This window comes from Pseudonocardia parietis (assembly GCF_017876315.1).
GTDB lineage: Bacteria > Actinomycetota > Actinomycetes > Mycobacteriales > Pseudonocardiaceae > Pseudonocardia > Pseudonocardia parietis.
Window position 1 is genome coordinate 1,423,311 of sequence record NZ_JAGINU010000001.1, and the last position, 17,172, is coordinate 1,440,482.

Genomic DNA, 17,172 nt, shown 5'->3' on the forward strand with positions numbered 1-17,172 from the left:
GACCTGCCGAGAGGAGTCCCGTGAGCACGGACAGCGCTGCGCGACCCACCACGAGCACCACCGCGTACCGCGCCCTGGAGAGTGACCTGCAGGCCGCGATCGGCGGCGAGGTCCGGTTCGACGCGGCCAGCCGGGCCATGTGGTCGGCGGACGCGTCCAACTACCGCGGGGTCCCGATCGGCGTCATCGCGCCGCGGGACGCCGGCGACGTCGAGGCCGCGATGGCGGTGTGCCGCGAGCACGACGTGCCGGTCCTGCCCGTCGGGTCGCGTACCTCGATCGCAGGCCAGGCGGTGAACACCGCGGTGGCGTTCGACTTCCGCCAGCACATGGACGCGATCATCGAGGTCGACCCGGACGCGCGGACCGCACGCGTCCAGCCGGGTGCGGTGTGCGACGCCGTCCGGGACGCCGGGAAGCCGCACGGGCTCACGTTCGGGCCGGACCCGTCGACGCACAACCGCTGCTCGATCGGCGGGATGATCGGCAACAACGCGTGCGGGTCGCACTCGGTGGCCTGGGGCAAGACCGTCGACAACGTGCGGTCGCTCGACGTGCTCACCTACCGCGGCGAGCGGATCACCCTCGGCGGCTCCGGCACCGAGACCGGCGCGCTCCCCGACGCCCTGCGGGCACTCGGCGCCGAGATGGCCGACGACGTCGCGAAGCACGTCCCCGAGCTGACCCGCCGGGTCTCCGGCTACAACCTCGACCAGCTCGTGCCGGGCCAGGTGAACCTGGCGAAGGCGCTGGTCGGCACCGAGGGCACCTGCGCGACGATCCTCGAGGCCACCGTCGACCTGGTCGAGTCGCCGCCGGCGCGGGCGCTGGCCGTGCTGGGCTTCCCGGACGCCTACCACGCCGCGGACAACGTCATGATCGTTCGCGAGCACTCCCCGCTGACCATCGAGGGGATGGACGCCGGGCTGATCGCCTCGCTGCGCGCGCTGCGCCCGAACGAGACGACCTCGCGGATGCTGCCCGAGGGCAAGGGCTGGCTCTACGTCGAGACCGGTGGCTCCGACCGGGCCGAGGCCGAGGCCGCCGCGCAGGCCGTGACCCACGCCATGCGCGCCTACACCACCGACGCCGTCGTCGTGTCCGAACCGGCGCAGATGGCCGCGCTGTGGCGGGTCCGCGAAGAGGGCGCCGGCCTGCTGACCCGCTCGACCGACGGCGGCGAGGCCTGGCCCGGCTGGGAGGACGCCGCCGTCCCGCCGGAGCGCTTCGGCGCCTACCTGCGCGAGTTCGACAAGGTCCTGGAGCGCCACGGCCGCAAGGGCATCTACTACGGCCACTTCGGCGACGGTTGCCTGCACGTCCGCATCGACTTCGACCTGCTCACCAAGCAGGGCGTCGCGAACTTCCGGGAGTTCATGACCGACGCCGCCGACACCGTCGTCGCGCACGGCGGGTCGCTGTCCGGCGAGCACGGCGACGGCCAGGCCCGCGCCGAGCTGCTGCCCCGGATGTACCCGCCGCAGATCATCACCGGGTTCGAGCGGTTCAAGGAGATCTGGGACCCGGACGAGCGGATGAACCCGGGCCGGGTCGTGCGGCCGGCGACGATGGACGAGAACCTGCGCGTCCAGCTGGGCATGCCGACCATGCCCGACCAGCCGAAGCTCGCGTTCAGCCACGACCGCGGCTCCTTCCACCGCGCCACCCGCCGGTGCCTGGGCGTCGGCAAGTGCGCGATCGACACCGGCTCCGGCGTCATGTGCCCGAGCTGGAACGTGACCAAGGAGGAGAAGCACTCCACCCGCGGGCGGGCCCGGCTGCTGTTCGAGATGGCGAACGGCGAGGTGATCACCGACGGCTGGCAGTCCGACGAGGTCGCCGAGTCGCTGGACCTCTGCCTGTCCTGCAAGGGCTGCAAGTCCGACTGCCCGGTCGGTGTCGACATGGCCACCTACAAGACCGAGTTCCTCGCGAACCGCTACCACCGCAAGCTGCGGCCGCGCGCGCACTACTCGATGGGCGCGCTGCCCCGCTGGATGCGGGTGGTCGGGACACTGCCCGCCGCCGCCGTCGACGGGCTCAACAAGCTCGCGCAGGTCCCGTTCCTGGCGAAGATCGCGAAGAAGGCGGGCGGGATCGACGCCCGCCGGGCCATCCCGCCGATCGCGCGCGAGACCTACACCGCCCGCGCGGCGAAGGGCGCGCCGATGACCCGGGTGCCGGAGCTGGGGATCGAGCCGGGCAGCCGGGGCCCGCTGCTGCTGTGGACCGACACGTTCACCGACCACTTCGACCCGGACGTCGCCGCCGACGCCGTCGCGGTGCTCACCGCGCTCGGCTACCGGGTCGAGCTGCCGCCGCGCAACGTCTGCTGCGGCCTGACCTGGACCTCGACCGGGCAGGTCACCGCGGCCCGGCGGGTGCTCGCGCGGAGCCTGCGCGCGATCGGCCCGGCGCTCGACGCCGGCATCCCGGTGGTCGGGCTGGAGCCGTCGTGCACGGCCGCGCTGCGGTCCGACGCCGCCGAGCTGCTGCCCGACGAGCCGCGGGTCACGCTGCTCGGACAGCAGGTCTCGACGTTCGCCGAGCTGCTCGGCCGGCACGCCGACGAGCTCTCCGCGGTCGCCGGTGAGGGCAACGGGAAGGCCCTGGTCCAGATCCACTGCCACCAGCACGCCGAGCTGGGCAGCGAGCCGGACCGCGCGGTGCTCAAGGCCCTCGGTGTCGACGCGACCGTGCTCGACTCGGGCTGCTGCGGCCTCGCCGGCAACTTCGGCTTCGAGGACGGCCACTACGACGTCTCGATGGCCTGCGCCGAGCGCGCGCTGCTGCCCGCGGTCCGGGCCGCCGACGACGGGGTGGACCTGCTCGCGGACGGCTACTCCTGCCGCACCCAGGTCCGGCAGGCCGGGGAGCGGGAGCCGGTGCACCTGGCCCAGATCGCCGCCCGCGCGCTGCGGGGCTGACGGGCGCCGGTCACCGACGGGCAGGAGAGCGGATGGATGACGGCCGGCGGGCACTGGTCCTCGGCGGTGGCGGGCAGACCGGCATCGCCTGGATGTACGGCCTGGTCGCCGGGCTGGCGGCGGACGGGATCGACCTGACCGGGGCCGATCTCGTCGTCGGCACCTCGGCCGGGTCCGTGGTGGGCGCGAACCTGGCCGCCGGGCGGGACCCGCAGGACCTGTTGCAGGCCCAGCTCGCCCCGCCGCACGGCGAGATCGCGGCGAACCTCGGGCTGAAGCTCGCCGTCCGGATCGGCCTCACCGCGCTGGGCGGGTCGCGTGAGGCCCGGCGGGTGCGGGCGCGGATCGGCAGCTTCGCGCTGGGCGCCGACACCGTGCCGGAGTCCGAACGGCTCGCCGCGATCGAGGCCCGGCTGGCCGGTGCCGGCTGGCCCGCGGTGCGCGACCTGTGGATCACCGCGGTGGACGCGCACACCGGCGCCTTCCGGGTGTTCACCCGGGACGAAAGCATCCCGCTGGCCACGGCCGTCGCCGCCAGCTGCGCGGTGCCCGGCGTCTGGCCGCCGGTGTCCGCGGACGGGACCCGCTGGATCGACGGCGGCGTCCGCTCGATGGCCAACGCCGATCTCGCCGCCGGGTACGGCCGCGCCGTCGTCCTCGCCCCGATGTCCGGCGGCATCGGCTCCGCCGCATCCCCGCGGGTCCAGGCCGAGGCACTCGCCGCGCTCGGCCGGGTCGCGTACGTGGAACCGGACCGGCGGGCGCGGCGGGCATTCGGCCGCAACGTCCTCGACCCGGCCCGGCGACCCGCGGCCGCACGGGCCGGTCGGGCCCAGGCCGCCGACGTCGCCGCGGAGATCGCCCGGGTCTGGGACCGCGGTGCCCCCGGCCGAGGCACCTCCCACGGCGGCGCATGACGACCGCGCCGCACGGGTATTCGGGCCCCATGGCTGTTCCCACCATCAAGCTGAACGACGGCCGGGAGATCCCGCAGCTCGGTTTCGGCGTCTTCCAGATCGAGCCCGGCCACACCGCGGAGAAGGTGCAGGCGGCCCTGGACGTGGGCTACCGGCACATCGACACCGCACAGATGTACGGCAACGAGGAGGGCGTCGGTAAGGCGATCGCCGGCTCCGGCATCCCGCGCGACGAACTGTGGATCACCACCAAGCTCGACAACGACGGTCACGGTCGCGACCGGGCCGTCCAGCGGCTCGACGAGAGCCTCGACCGGCTCGGTCTCGACCACGTCGACCTGTACCTGATCCACTGGCCGCGGCCGCACGACGACCGCTACGTCGAGACCTGGCAGGGCTTCGAGGACGCGCGGGAGTCGGGCAGGGCCCGCTCGATCGGCGTCTCGAACTTCCAGATCCCGCACCTGGAGCGGCTCGCACAGGAGACCTCCACCCGGCCTGCGGTCAACCAGATCGAGTTCCACCCGCACCTGGTCCAGCGGGAGCTGCGTGAGTACCACAAGGACCACGACATCGCGACCGAGGCGTGGAGCCCGATCGGTCAGGGCAAGGGCCTGCTCGACGCCCCGGTGCTGACCGAGCTGGCCGACAAGTACGGCCGCTCCGCCGCCCAGGTCGTGCTGCGCTGGCACATCCAGCTCGGCAACGTCGTGTTCCCCAAGTCGAACAACCCCGATCGGATCAGGGAGAACTTCGAGATCTTCGACTTCTCCCTGTCCGAGGACGACATCGGCGCGATCGAGAAGCTGCACACCGGCAGGCGGGTCGGGCCGGACCCGGACACGTTCGGCTGACGCCTCACTCCGGGTAGGGCGCCTGCGCGCGGGCCCGCGAGAGCGCGCTCGCCCACCACTGCAGGAGGTCGAGCACCACCTTCGCCTGGGTCTGGGCGGCGGGGTCGCCCGGCTGCCCGTCGTCCCAGTTCAGGTAGTACTCGTTGAACGACAGTCCGTCCCGCAGCGGAACGGCGTGCAGCTCGGTGAGCACGTTCTCCAGGTGCAGCACCGCGTGCCGGCCGCCGCTCGCCCCGCCGTAGGACGCGAACGCGACCGGCTTCGCCGTCCACTGGGTGAAGTGCCAGTCGATCGCGGCCTTCAGCGACGCCGGGTAGCTGTGGTTGTACTCGGGTGTGACGACCAGGACGGCGTCGGCGCGCTCGAGCGCCCGGGTGAGCGGCGCCATCCCCGGCGGCCGGGGGTACGTCCCGTCGTCGTTCTTCGGTGAGCCGTCCGGCAGGGCGAGCGGGAGGTCGACGTCGACGAGATCGACGACCTCGACGTCGAACCCGCCGTGTTCGCGGGCCCGATCGGCGACCCAGGAGCCGACGACGTGGCCGAACCGGCCCTGCCGGACGCTGCTGACGAGGACGAGCAGTGCAGATGTGGTCATACGTCGAGCGTGCGCGGCGGGAAGCGCTGCGTGGAGCCCCTGCGCAGGCTGGCCCCCGCGGGGCCACCCTGCGGCCGCCGCCGGGTCGTACGCTCGTCCACATGGCCGCATCACCGCTCGGCGAGTTCCTCCGGGCCCGGCGGGACAGCGCCCGCCCGGAGGGCTTCGGGCTGCCGGTCGGGTCGCGTCGCCGGGCACCCGGCCTGCGCCGCACCGAGCTGGCCGCGCTGGCCGGCATCAGCGTCGAGTACCTGGTGCGGATCGAGCAGGGGCGCGACCGGCGCCCGTCCGCGCCGGTGGTCAACGCACTGGCCGGCGCCCTGCGACTGGACCATCCCGACCGCGAGCACCTGCGGCACCTCGCCAAGATCACCGAAGGGTCCGAGTGCGTCGGGCGCCCGCCGCAGGCCCCGCCGGAGGTCGCGGCCGGCGTCCGGCGGACCCTGGATCTGATCGAACCCGGCCTGGCGATGGTCATCGACCGGCTCGGCGAGGTGCTCGCCTGCACCGCGTCGTTCGCGGCGTTCGCCGGCCCGTCCGGGCTGCTCGACGGCGAGGCCAACCTGACCCGGTTCGCGCTCGCCGATCCGCGGGCCCGCGAGGTGTTCCCCGACCGGGACCGGGTCGTCGACGAACAAGTGGCCGAGCTCTGGCAGGGCCCGTCCGAGGAGCGGACGGCGCGGTGGCGTGCCGAGCTCCCGCCGGATGCCGACGCAGAGCTCGAGCGGCGGCTCGCCCGGCACCCGCGGCGGGCGGACGGGGTGCTGCGCTGGCGTCATCCGTCGGGCGTGCTGCGGCTCGAGCGCCAGTTCCTGGAACTGCCGCAGGACCTCGGCCAGCAGCTCGTCGTCCTGTTGCCGGCCGACGACGCCTCCGAGGAGCTCCTGTGGATCGCGCTGCGCGGACGGCCGCTGCGGGCCGTGAGGTAGCTCACACCGGGTGTTCCGGGAGGGCACGGGGTCACCGCCCCCCGACGGAGGTCGACACGTGGGTGCAGCGGTGGACGCCGGAGGCGCCGTCCGTACGGTGGGGACGATGTTGGCGATCACCGAGAACGCCGCCGAGGCGATCAAGACCCTGAGCACCGACGCCGAGCTGCCCGACGAGGGCGGCCTGCGTATCACCGCACCGGACCCGCAGGAGGGCCTGGAACTGGCGCTGGCGCCGTCGGCCGACCAGCAGGACACCGTGCTGCGCGGCGAGGGCATCGCCGTCTTCCTGGAGCCCGGCGCCGCGCAGATGCTGGACGACAAGGTCCTCGATGTGCAGCCGGTCGAGACCGACGCCGGCGAGCAGGAGCTGCGCTTCGCCATCGTCGCGCAGTCCGACGCGGCCGAGCCCGAGCAGGCGTAGCGCACACCCCTCCCGACCCCGACTCGAGGAGCTCCGGTCCGGTACCGGGGCTCCTCGAGCTGTAGCTGGGCTCAGTGCTCGACCACGGTGCCGTCCCGGACCTCCCAGCGGCGGGTGGCGCGGACGGTGTCGAGCATCCGCCGGTCGTGGGTGACCAGCAGGACGGTTCCGTCGAAGGCGTCGACGGCCTGCTCGAGCTGCTCGATCGCGGGCAGGTCGAGATGGTTCGTCGGCTCGTCGAGCACCAGCAGGTTCACACCGCGCGCCTGCAGCAGCGCCAGCCCGGCCCGGGTGCGCTCGCCCGGGGACAGCGACGACGCCGTCCGCAGCACCTGGTCCGCGACGAGCCCGAACTTCGCCAGCAACGTCCGGACCTCGGACTCCGGCCAGTCCGGGACCTGCTCCCCGAACGCCCGCAGCAGCGACTGCTCGCCGAGGAACGCCCCGCGCGCCTGGTCGATCTCCCCGGCCAGCACCCCCGACCCGGGCCCGGCGCTCCCGGAGTCCGGGGTGACACGACCGAGCAGCAGGCCCAGCAGCGTGGACTTCCCGGCCCCGTTGGCGCCGGTCACGACCACCCGGTCCGCCCACTCGACGAGCACGGTCACCGGGCCGAGCACGAAGTCCCCGCGCCGCACGACGGCCCCGTCGGCCCGCGCGACGATCGCCCCCGAGCGGGGCGCGGACGCGATCGTCATCCGCAGCTCCCACTCCTTGCGAGGCTCCTCGACGACATCCAGCCGCTCGATCGCGCGCTCGGTCTGCCGGGCCTTCGCCGCCTGCTTCTCGCTCGACTCGGCACGCAGCGCCCGCACGTTCTTGTCCGGGTCCTTGGTCTTGCGCCGCGCGTTGCGGACGCCCTGGGCCATCCAGTTCCGCTGCATGACGGCCCGCTGCTTGAGTGAACCGAGCTTGTCGGCGTACTCCTCGTACTCCCCGCGGGCGTGCCGGCGGGCGATCTCGCGCTCGGCCAGGTAGGCCTCGTAGCCGCCGTCGTAGATCCCGATCCGCTGCTGCGCGAGGTCGAGCTCGACGATCCGGTTCACGGTGCGGGACAGGAACTCCCGGTCGTGGCTGACCAGCACGGTCGGGGTGCCCTGGCGGGCGAGACCGGCCACGAACCGCTCGAGGCGCTCCAGGCCGTCCAGATCGAGGTCGTTGGTCGGCTCGTCGAGCAGCAGCAGGTCGTAGCGGGACAGCAACAGCGCGGCCAGGTTCGCCCGGGCGGCCTGACCGCCGGACAGTCCGGTCATCGGCGCCTGCGTCCCGGCCGTGAGCCCGACCTCGCGCAGGACCTCGCCGCAGCGTTCGTCGAGATCGGCTCCACCGAGCGCGAGCCAGCGGTCCAGCGCGCTCGAGTACCGCTCGTCCGCGCCGGCGGCACCGGTGGCCAGCTCCTCCGCCGCGGCATCCATCGTGGACTGCGCGGCGGCGACACCGGTGCGCCGGGCGAGGAACCCGGCGACCGTCTCGCCCGGACGCCGGTCGGGCTCCTGCGGGAGGTGCCCGACTCCTGCGTCCGGCGGGGCGAGGGTCAGCCGCCCCGCGTCCGGCGGCCGGGTACCCGCCAGGATCGACAGCAGGGTCGACTTGCCCGCGCCGTTGGCGCCGACCAGTCCGATCACATCACCGGGTGCGACGACGACGTCCAGCCCGGAGAACAGAGGACGGTCGCCGTGGCCCGCGGCCAGGTCCGTCACGTGCAGTGTTGCGCTCATCTCGAGCGCAACGCTACCCGTGCAGCGCGCCGCCGAAGAGCCGGTCCAGGGCTTCCCAGTGCCGCTGCTCCGCCCGGTCGTCGTGGGCGGGGGAGTCCGGGACGGCGAAGCCGTGCGCGGCCGGGTAGGTCTCCATCGTGTAGGTCACGCCGGCCTCGGTCAGCGCCGCGTCGAGCCGCTGTTTCTGCTCGTCGGGGAACGAGCGGTCGTCGGCCGCGCCCGCGACGAAGACGGTGGCCCGGATCCGGCCGGCCAGCCGGTGCACGCTCGCCGGGTCGTCGGTGGCGAGGTTCCCGCCGTGGAACGACGCCGCCGCGGCCACCCGCTCCGGCTGCGTCCCGGCCGTGCGCAGGGCCAGCACCCCGCCCATGCAGTAGCCGGTGACGCCGACCCGGCTGCCGGACACCTCGGGCCGGTCGAGCAGCGCGCCCACCCACGCCTCGGCGTCGGCGATGACCAGATCCGGGTCCAGCGAGCCGAGCATCCCCATCATCCGCCCGCGCTCGGCCTCGTCGGTGAAGGCGGTGCCCATGTCGAACGAGGCCCACTCGCCGTGCCGGTGGTAGACGTCCGGCAGCAGCACGGCGTAGCCCAGGGACGCGAGGTGGGCGGCCATGTCGTGCATGGCCGGGCGCACCCCGCCGGCGTCGACGTAGAACACCACGCCGGGCCAGGGACCCGCGCCGTCCGGGACGTGCAGGGTGGCGGGGGCGTCCCCGCCCGGGGTGGTGATCGTCATCTCGATACGTGGCACGGGACCCGTTCTACGCCGCCGGGCTCAGTTGCGCTGCAGGGCGTCGTCGTCGAGCAGCCGCGTGCGGGTCTCGGAGTAGGAGGCGACGGCGATGATCGTCAGGACCGAGCTGGCCGCGATGTAGGCGGCGATCGCGTACCCGCTCCCGGTCGCGGTCAGCAGTGCCACCGCGATCACCGGGGCGAGGCCGCCCGCGAACACCGAGGCCAGCTGGTAGCCGATCGACACGCCCGAGTAGCGCACCTTCGTGCCGAACAGCTCGGACAGGAACGCCGCCTGCGGGCCGTACATGGCGCCGTGCAGCACCAGCCCGACGGTCACCGCCACCGCGGTCAGCGCGAAGTTCCGGGTGTCGACGAGGAAGAAGAACACGAAGGCCCAGACGCCGACGCCCGCGGCGCCGAACAGGTACACCGGCTTGCGGCCGACCCGGTCGGACACCGCGCCCCACATCGGGATCGTCACCAGGTGCACGGCGGCACCGATCAGCACCGCGCCGAGCACGAAGGACGACGGCATGTCGAACCGCTGCTGCAGGTAGGTCACGATGACGATCGTGAAGATGTAGTACGAGACGTTCTCGGCGAACCGGGCGCCCATCGCCGTCAGCACCTCGCGCGGGTACTGCCGGACGACGTTGATGATCGGCATCGTCTCCTTCTCGCCGGCCGCGGCCCGGGCGGTGGCCTTCACCTGCGCCTCCCGGAACACCGGCGACTCCTCGACGGCGAGCCGCACGTAGAGGCCGATGAGCACCAGCACCGCGGAGAGCAGGAACGGGATCCGCCAACCCCAGGCCAAGAACTGCTCCTCGGGCTGGACCAGCGCCATGATCGCGAGCATCGCCTGCGCGAGCAGCTGCCCTCCCGGTGCGCCTGCCTGTGGCCAGCTCGCCCAGAACCCACGGTGTTCGGGCTTGCCGTGCTCGGACACGATGAGCACCGCGCCGCCCCACTCGCCGCCGAGCGCGAACCCCTGGATCAGGCGCAGCAGCACCAGCAGTGCGGGCGCGGCGAAACCGATCGTGGCGTAGCCGGGCAGCAGGCCGATCGCGAACGTGGCCATGCCCATCATCAGCAGCGAGATGACCAGCAGCTTCTTGCGCCCGATCTTGTCGCCGTAGTGGCCGAACACCAGGCCGCCCACCGGCCGGGCGATGAAGCCGACCGCGAAGGTGCCGAGCGAGAGCAGCAGGCCGGTCGCGTCGTCCGACCCCGGGAAGAACACCTGCGGGAACACCAGCGCCGCCGCGACGCCGTAGAGGAAGTAGTCGTACCACTCGACCGTCGTGCCCAGCATGCTCGCCGCGACCACGCGTCCGATCGGCGTGTGCGGCCGGTCGGACGCGGCCGGCTTCCCGGACCCTTCTGGATCCGGCGCGGTGGCGCCGGTGTGCGTGTCGGACACGGTCTCTCCCCATCGTGAGACTGGCTGTCGGTTCGCGCCACGGTAGGACGGCCCGGCGCCGGGTTCACCGGTTCGGGGCCACAGCAGAGACCCGATCGAGACGTGCTGTCAACACACCGTGCGCGGGTCCGGAGCCAGACTGGTCCGCATGGCCGACGAGGACTACCTGCCGCTGCCCGAGGACGCCGACCGGATCCTGGTCGTGGTCGCGCACCCGGACGACATGGAGTACGGCGGGGCCGGCGCCGTCGCGCGCTGGACGTCGCAGGGTAAGCAGGTCGCCTACCTGCTCGTGACCCGGGGCGAGGCGGGGATCGACACCATGCGGCCCGACGAGTGCGCCCGCGTCCGGGAGGCCGAGCAGCGGGCCGCGTGCGCGGTCGTCGGGGTGTCGGTGTGCGAGTTCCTCGACCACCCCGACGGGCTGGTCGAGTACTCGGTGGCGTTGCGCCGGGACATCGCCGCGGCGATCCGGCGGCACCGGCCGCAGCTCGTCGTCACCGGGAACCACCGCGAGTCCTGGGACGTCGAGGGCCGGTACCTCAACCAGGCCGACCACGTCGCTGTCGGACGAGCGGTGATCGACGCCGTCCGCGACGCCGCGAACCGGTGGATCTTCCCGGGCGTCGGTGGCGACCGGTGGGACGGCGTGCAGGGGGTGGCCCTGTCCGGGTCGCCGTGGGCGCGGCACGCGGTGGACATCTCCGAGCACGTCGAGGCGTCGATCGCGTCGCTCGTTGCGCACGAGCGGTACCTGGCAGCACTGTCCGGACCGATGGCCGACCCGGCGGTGTTCCTGCGCGAGGCCGCCGAGGAGGCCGGCGAGCGCCTGCCCGGCTCGACCGCGGCGGCGACCTTCGAGCTGCTACACCCGTGACAGGGGAGGAGGACCGGAACCCTCCTTCTCACGCACGAGCCGCAGGGCTCCTACTGTTGAGGGCGTGAACGGCTCCACCGCCCAGGCACGCGTCCTCGTGGACGAGCTGGTCCGCGCAGGCGTCACCGACGTGGTCCTCTGCCCGGGCTCGCGCAACGCGCCCCCCGCGTTGGCGCTGGCCCGGGCGGAGGCGCTCGGGCTGATCCGGCTGCACGTCCGGATCGACGAGCGCTCGGCCGGCTTCCTCGCGCTGGGCCTGTCGCTGGCGTCCGGGCGGCCGGTGCCGGTGGTCGTGACGTCCGGGACGGCGGTGGCGAACCTGCACCCGGCCGTGCTCGAGTCCGCGCATGCGGGCGTGCCGCTCCTCGCCTTCACCGCGGACCGGCCGCCCGAGCTGGTCGGGACCGGCGCCAGCCAGACGATTGCGCAGGCCGGCCTGTTCGGGTCGACCGTGCGCTGGTCGGGCTCGCTCGCGGTGCCCGCCACGGTGGACGACACCGAGGTGCGGCGCTGGCGGGCCGCGGTCGCCCGGGCGCTGGCCGCGGCGACCGGGACGGGATCGGCTGCGCCCGGCCCGGTGCACCTGGACCTGCCCTACGCCGAACCGCTGGTGCCCGAGGGCGCCGACGCGTCGCCCGGCGGGACCGACCTGCTCGGACCCGACGTCCCGCGGGGCCGGCCGGATGGTGCGGCATGGACGGCGGTGCCCGCGCCGGAGCGCACGCTGCCGCCGCTACCGCTCGATCCGGCGGCCCGCACCCTGGTGGTCGGCGGGTCCGGCGGGCCCGCCGCGGACCCCGGTCTGCTGGGTGGTGCCCCGCTGGTCGCGGAGCCGTCGTCGGTGTGGTGGCCGCATGCGTTGCGCGGTGGTCCCTGGCTGCTCGACCGGCCGGAGCTGCGCCCGTCGCAGGTCGTCGTGCTGGGCAGGCCGACGCTGCACCGTTCGGTGTCCGCGCTGCTCGCCGACCCGGACGTCGACGTGTACGCCGATCCCGGCCCGCGCGGCGCCCCGTGGACCGACGTGCCGGGCACCGTCCGTGCCGTCGGTGCGCTGCCCGCGCTCACCCCGCCCGACGACTGGACCTGGGCCTGGGGAGCTGCCGACCGCGCCGCGGCGAAGGCCCTGGACACCGCGCTCGACGACGGCACCGCCGACGGCGCCCCGGGCCTGCGCCTGGCTCGGGACCTGGTCGGCGTCCAGCCCGACGGCGGGCAGCTGGTGCTGGGCTCGTCCAACCCGGTGCGCGACGTCGCGCTCGCCGCCGTGCCCCGCGACGGCCTGGTGATCCGCTCCAACCGCGGGGTGGCCGGTATCGACGGGACCGTGTCGACGGCCGTCGGCGCCGCGCTCGCGCACGACGGCCCGACCGCGCTGCTGCTCGGCGACCTCACGCTGCTGCACGACACGACGGGCCTGATCGGCGGCTCGTCGGAACGGCGACCCGATCTGACCGTGGTGGTGCTCGACGACGACGGCGGCGGCATCTTCCACCTGCTCGAGCAGGGCGGGCCCGAGCACGCGCACGCCTTCGAGCGGGTCTTCGGGACCCCGACCGGCGTCGACCTGATCGGCCTGGCCCGATCGGCCGGCTGGCACGCCACGAACTGGAGCGGTGACCCCGCCGAGCTGGCGGCCCGCCGGGGCTCCGGCCGGCGCCTGGTCCGCGTCGCCGCGACCCGCGCCGACCTGCGCGACACCCACGCAGCGGTGCGCCGCGCCCTCCTGGCCGCCCTGGCCTGACTGCGGCCCCACGGCGGATCGTGGTGGTGTCTGTGGCTCCTCACTCCCGTTGACTCTCGTGTCGGTCTTCGAGTGTCGCCGGTGCCGCTTCCTCGGGTGCGAGGTAGGAGTGGCCGGTGGGTGTCGTGGTGCGCACGCCTTCGGTTGTGCGCTTGACCGACCATCCGGGTTGTTCGCGGACGTGGTTGTGGAACTCGCAGGTGGCGCGGCCGTTGTCGAGTTCGGTGGGTCCGTGGTCGGTCGCGCGGTCGATGTGGTCGAGGTGCCGGACGGGTGCGTCGCAGTAGGGCTCGGTGCACCGATGTCGGGCGCGGGCCTTGAGGAGTTCGGCCAGCAGGCCGGTGAAGAATCGTTGCCGGGATTCGCCGCCGATCACGATGCCGTTCCGGGTGAATAGCCGCCGTAGTGCCTTCTGGCCGGTGCTGGTGGCCAGTAGGTCGACCGGGATCGGGCCGTGGCCGGGGATCTCGGCGGGTAGTGGGCTGTCCGGGTCGATCAGCGCCTCGACCGGGACCATGACCTGGACTTCGAGGTCGATGTCGGTGGCGGTGGCCTTCCCGGTGACCCGCTCGACCAATGTGTCGGCCATGACCTGCCCGCGGGTGCGGGTCAGTGGCGCCGGGTCCACCGACACGTCGACGAATGCTTTGCGCAGCGCGGCCAGGCACGCGACGCCTTCCTCGACCGGCAGGTACGCGGTCAGGTAGGTCATCGCGTCCGGCGCGGGGCGCAGGGTGACCCGCCGCTGGGCGCGGGCGGCGTCGACGCGGGCCGTGAACTTCTGCGGGGCGATCTCGGCGACCAGTCGGCGGGTCAGGTCGCGCAGTCGTCCGGTCCCGAGCCGGGGTAAGTCGTGGGTGGCGAGCCGGGCGTCGATCGTGGCCCGTTCGTCGTGGTCGAGGTCCGTGGTCGCGGTGACGATCGCGGAGACCTTGTCCCGGCTCAGCTCGCCGGCGACGAACAGGGCGCGGACGTGGTCGAGTCCTTCGCGCAGGTCACGCGCGACCCGTAGCCGGGAGCGGCCTTCGGTCGGGGACACCCGGCAGGCGAGCGCGATCTGGGCGACTGCTGCTCGTTCGAGTTTCTCGGGTTCGACGACACCGGCGGATATCCGTGCGCTCACGTGGGCGCGGGCGAATGCGCGAATGCGGTTCGCCTGCAATGCGGCGAGGGAGTTCTGTAGTGATTCGATCTGTTGGATCTGGTCGATCAGTTCGGCTTCGGTGCACGTTTCCGCGTCGGCGGTGGCGGCCTGCTCGATGACCAGCTGCATCAGCGTGAGGTCGACCTGCGGGAACCCGGGCTCTCCGGCACCCGGGAAGGTGTCGGGGAGCAGGGGTTCGTGGACTGCGGTCACCTGTCTCATTCTAGCCGAACAGGCGTTCGATGTCACTCTTTTCTGCGCAATCGCGGGTACCGGTATTCGGGGATGCTTTGTTGGTCGACGAATGGTTTTCGAGCGGAAACATTCGGGCGACCGGACCTCGCCGCGACCGCGGCACCACCAGGGGCACGGGAGCGCACTTGCCGCGAGATCGAACTACCCGCACGTGCCCCTCGAGGGTCAGGCCCCGCCCGGGCACGGCCCGGCTGCTCCACCAGGGGCACACCAGCGCGCTTGCCGCGAGATCGAACTACTCGCACGTGCCCCTCACCGGGCGCCCCGGAACGAGCCACGGCGGGTCTTCTCGTGGATGCACCTGGTCGAGCAACGACGGCCTTGGTGACAACCTGCAGACATTCGACCGGCACACATCTGCCGCGATCGGCACGGAGCCGGCGCCGCAGGTGGTCGTCGTCGCAGCGTTCGGCGGTGTCCAGAGCTCGCCGCCGGCCCAGGGGACCGGCCTTCCGTTCTGTCAGGTCGTCCTGGACGTCGCCGACAACGCCTCACTCCGCGCTCAGCTGCAGGTCAGCCCACGGGGCGCGGCACTGCAGCAGCACACCGTCGAGACCACCTGCGCCCAGGTCCGCGACGTCGCGGCCACGATGCTGGCCACCCTCCGCGCCCAGCAGGTGCGGTAGTTCCCCACCACCCGCACCGGTGCGACCAGCACCGCCGATCTCGCTGCGTGCCTGCCGACCCCGCTGCGTGTTGTCTGCCGATCTCGCAGCGGCTGCTGCGGCTGGGCCCCGGCGGGAGCGGGAGCGGGAGCGGGGAACCGGGGCCGGGGCGGAGGGGGTAGCGGGGCTCAGCCGGCCAGGGCGTCGCGGACGGCGCGCATCTTGGCGGCGGCCTCGCGCACCTCGGCGTCCGGGTCGGAGTCGGAGACGATCCCGCACCCGGCGAACAGCCGCGCCGTCGGCCCGTCCAGCTCCGCGCAGCGCAGTGCGATGCCGACCTCCCCACCGCCGTCGGCGTCGACGTAACCGACGGGTCCGGAGTAGCGGCCGCGGTCGAGGCCCTCGATCTCGCTGATGAGCGCGGTCGCGTGCGGGGTCGGTGTCCCACCGACGGCCGCGGTCGGGTGCACCGCCCCGAGCAGGGTCAGCAGCGAGGTGGGCCGCGCCGGGTCGAGCCGTGCGCGGACGTCGCTGGCCAGGTGCGACACGTTCGGCAGGGTCAGCACCGAAGGGGTCTCGGGCACCTGCAGGTCGGCGACCAGCGGCCGCAGCGATGCGGCGAGCGAGTCGACGGCGTAGGCGTGCTCGCGCAGGTCCTTCGCGGATCCGGCGAGCGCGGCCCCCACGTCCGTGCCGCCCGAGGGCCACATCGTGCCCGCGAGCACCCGGGACTCCACGGTCCGGCCGTCGAGCCGCAGCAGCAGCTCCGGGGTCGCGCCGACCAGGCCGTCGACGGCGAAGCTCCAGCAGGTCGGATAGCGCTGGGCCAGACCGTGCAGCAGGAACCGCGGATCCAGCGGCGAGTCGGCGTGCGCGAGCAGGTCGTGGGCCAGGACGACCTTCTGCAGCTCCCCGGCGCGCATCCGGCGGACCGCCTCGGTGACGGTGCCCCGGTAGCGGTGGGCGGGGACCTCGCCGTCGGCGTAGCGCAGCCGGCCCCCGGCCCGGACCGGCGCCGGTGCGGGCAGCGTTGCGGCGGGCACCGGCTCGTCGGCCGGGGTGATCTCGGTGATCCAGGCCCTGTGCCCGCGCCGCCCGACGACCACCCGGGGCACGACCAGCACCGAGCCGGCCGAGGCGCCGTCGAAGGTGAAGGACGCGAACGCGATGGCGCCGGTGCCGGGCAGCCCGACGTCGTCCCGGTAGGAGCCGGTGTCCATGCCGCCCACCAGGGAGCGCCACCAGCGGTCCGCCTCGGCGAACCGTTCGGGGCCGGAACCGGTGAACCGGGCGACCTCGCCCCAGCCGACCAGGCCCTCGTCACCACGCACCCAGGACAGGGCGCCCGAGTCGCCGGGCAGCACGTCCAGCAGCGGCCCGTCGAGCCGCAGCGGGCGGGTGCGGACGCGCAGCGCGGTGGTGGCCGGTGCGACAGTCACACCTCGAGAGTAGGCAACCCGCCGCGGTCCCGCGGTGCCCCGGTGGCGAGGCACCGGACACACCCGGGTGGCGGGGCGGGCCCGGGCGGCTCCCTAGAATCGGTCGCCGTGACCAGTCCGACGGGCGACGTGCTGACCGAGACCCGGGCCGCGGCGGGCCGCATCCTCGGGCGGGTGCGCTACCGCGTGCCCGAGATCGTCGCCGGTGTCGGGGTCACGATCACCCTGCTCGCCCTGATCGCGCTCGGCGGCGCCTTCCTCGACGACGCCCGGATCGGCAGCAACCGAGCCACCACCGCGGCCACCGTGCTCGAGGGCTCGAACTACTGGCGCTCGGTCGTCCGCTTCGTCGACGACGAGGGCCGCCTGCAGACGCCCGGATCCGGGATCTACTACCCGGCCGGTCTCACCCCGGGGCAGAACATCTACGTCGAGTACGACACCACCGAGCCGACCCGGGTCCGGGTCGCCGGCCGGACGGCGGTCGACGGGATCCTGCCGGTCGCGGGCGGCATCGCGGCGGTCTGGGTGATCCTCGGCCCGGCGTCGGTGGCGCTGCGCCGCCGTCGCGACCGCGCGTCCTGAG

Annotated in this window: 15 protein-coding genes; 9 read left to right on the forward strand and 6 right to left on the reverse strand. The window is 73.7% G+C overall.

The window, feature by feature from the left end:
• The first annotated feature begins 20 nt into the window (after positions 1–20).
• From JOF36_RS06790 to JOF36_RS06800, 3 genes are read left to right on the forward strand one after another with little or no spacing between them, the layout of a single operon-like run.
• Positions 21–2,927, forward strand: a complete 2,907-nt coding sequence (locus tag JOF36_RS06790; protein ID WP_307862251.1) for an FAD-binding and (Fe-S)-binding domain-containing protein — start codon at positions 21–23, stop codon at positions 2,925–2,927.
• Between the two features lie 32 nt (positions 2,928–2,959).
• A complete protein-coding gene (locus tag JOF36_RS06795) occupies positions 2,960–3,844 on the forward strand; it encodes a patatin-like phospholipase family protein (protein WP_210025548.1) in 885 nt (294 codons plus the stop codon).
• Between the two features lie 29 nt (positions 3,845–3,873).
• Positions 3,874–4,698, forward strand: coding sequence for an aldo/keto reductase (locus JOF36_RS06800; RefSeq protein ID WP_210025549.1), 825 nt, complete (start codon positions 3,874–3,876; stop codon positions 4,696–4,698).
• A gap of 4 nt (positions 4,699–4,702) precedes the next feature.
• Here JOF36_RS06800 and JOF36_RS06805 read toward each other — a convergent pair whose 3' ends face one another.
• On the reverse strand, positions 4,703–5,293 hold the full coding sequence (locus tag JOF36_RS06805; RefSeq protein ID WP_210025550.1) for an NADPH-dependent FMN reductase: 591 nt from the start codon (positions 5,291–5,293) through the stop codon (positions 4,703–4,705).
• 101 nt (positions 5,294–5,394) lie between these two features.
• Between JOF36_RS06805 and JOF36_RS06810 the strand changes: the two genes are divergently transcribed.
• Together JOF36_RS06810 and JOF36_RS06815 are read left to right on the forward strand one after the other, a co-directional pair.
• The gene (locus JOF36_RS06810; RefSeq protein WP_210025551.1) at positions 5,395–6,222 is read left to right on the forward strand and encodes a helix-turn-helix domain-containing protein; all 828 of its coding nucleotides are present in this window, start codon (positions 5,395–5,397) and stop codon (positions 6,220–6,222) included.
• Between the two features lie 106 nt (positions 6,223–6,328).
• A complete protein-coding gene (locus JOF36_RS06815; RefSeq protein WP_210025552.1) occupies positions 6,329–6,646 on the forward strand; it encodes an adhesin in 318 nt (105 codons plus the stop codon).
• Between the two features lie 71 nt (positions 6,647–6,717).
• Here the strand turns inward: JOF36_RS06815 and JOF36_RS06820 are convergent, their stop codons facing one another.
• From JOF36_RS06820 to JOF36_RS06830, 3 genes are read right to left on the reverse strand one after another with little or no spacing between them, the layout of a single operon-like run.
• A complete protein-coding gene (locus JOF36_RS06820) occupies positions 6,718–8,364 on the reverse strand; it encodes an ABC-F family ATP-binding cassette domain-containing protein (protein ID WP_210025553.1) in 1,647 nt (548 codons plus the stop codon).
• Between the two features lie 13 nt (positions 8,365–8,377).
• Complete coding sequence (locus tag JOF36_RS06825) at positions 8,378–9,118, reverse strand: dienelactone hydrolase family protein (RefSeq protein WP_210025554.1); 741 nt, start codon at positions 9,116–9,118, stop codon at positions 8,378–8,380.
• A 24-nt stretch (positions 9,119–9,142) separates the two neighbouring features.
• Positions 9,143–10,417: an MFS transporter gene (locus JOF36_RS06830; protein WP_210035225.1), complete on the reverse strand. Its 1,275-nt coding sequence runs from the start codon at positions 10,415–10,417 to the stop codon at positions 9,143–9,145.
• A 256-nt stretch (positions 10,418–10,673) separates the two neighbouring features.
• On the opposite strand from JOF36_RS06830, the gene JOF36_RS06835 reads away from it, so the two are divergent.
• Positions 10,674–11,402: a PIG-L deacetylase family protein gene (locus JOF36_RS06835; RefSeq protein WP_210025555.1), complete on the forward strand. Its 729-nt coding sequence runs from the start codon at positions 10,674–10,676 to the stop codon at positions 11,400–11,402.
• A 64-nt stretch (positions 11,403–11,466) separates the two neighbouring features.
• Complete coding sequence (gene menD, locus JOF36_RS06840; RefSeq protein ID WP_210025556.1) at positions 11,467–13,143, forward strand: 2-succinyl-5-enolpyruvyl-6-hydroxy-3-cyclohexene-1-carboxylic-acid synthase; 1,677 nt, start codon at positions 11,467–11,469, stop codon at positions 13,141–13,143.
• A gap of 40 nt (positions 13,144–13,183) precedes the next feature.
• Here menD and JOF36_RS06845 read toward each other — a convergent pair whose 3' ends face one another.
• Positions 13,184–14,500, reverse strand: a complete 1,317-nt coding sequence (locus JOF36_RS06845; protein WP_210025557.1) for an HNH endonuclease signature motif containing protein — start codon at positions 14,498–14,500, stop codon at positions 13,184–13,186.
• 431 nt (positions 14,501–14,931) lie between these two features.
• Here JOF36_RS06845 and JOF36_RS06850 point away from each other — a divergent pair, with 431 nt between their 5' ends.
• Entirely contained in the window at positions 14,932–15,168 is a 237-nt protein-coding gene (locus JOF36_RS06850) for a hypothetical protein (protein ID WP_210025558.1), read from the forward strand.
• 167 nt (positions 15,169–15,335) lie between these two features.
• On the opposite strand, the gene JOF36_RS06855 is transcribed toward JOF36_RS06850, so the two are convergent.
• Entirely contained in the window at positions 15,336–16,586 is a 1,251-nt protein-coding gene (locus tag JOF36_RS06855; protein ID WP_210025559.1) for an isochorismate synthase, read from the reverse strand.
• Between the two features lie 108 nt (positions 16,587–16,694).
• On the opposite strand from JOF36_RS06855, the gene JOF36_RS06860 reads away from it, so the two are divergent.
• Positions 16,695–17,171, forward strand: a complete 477-nt coding sequence (locus JOF36_RS06860; RefSeq protein WP_210025560.1) for a DUF3592 domain-containing protein — start codon at positions 16,695–16,697, stop codon at positions 17,169–17,171.
• The last annotated feature ends 1 nt before the right edge of the window (position 17,172 follow it).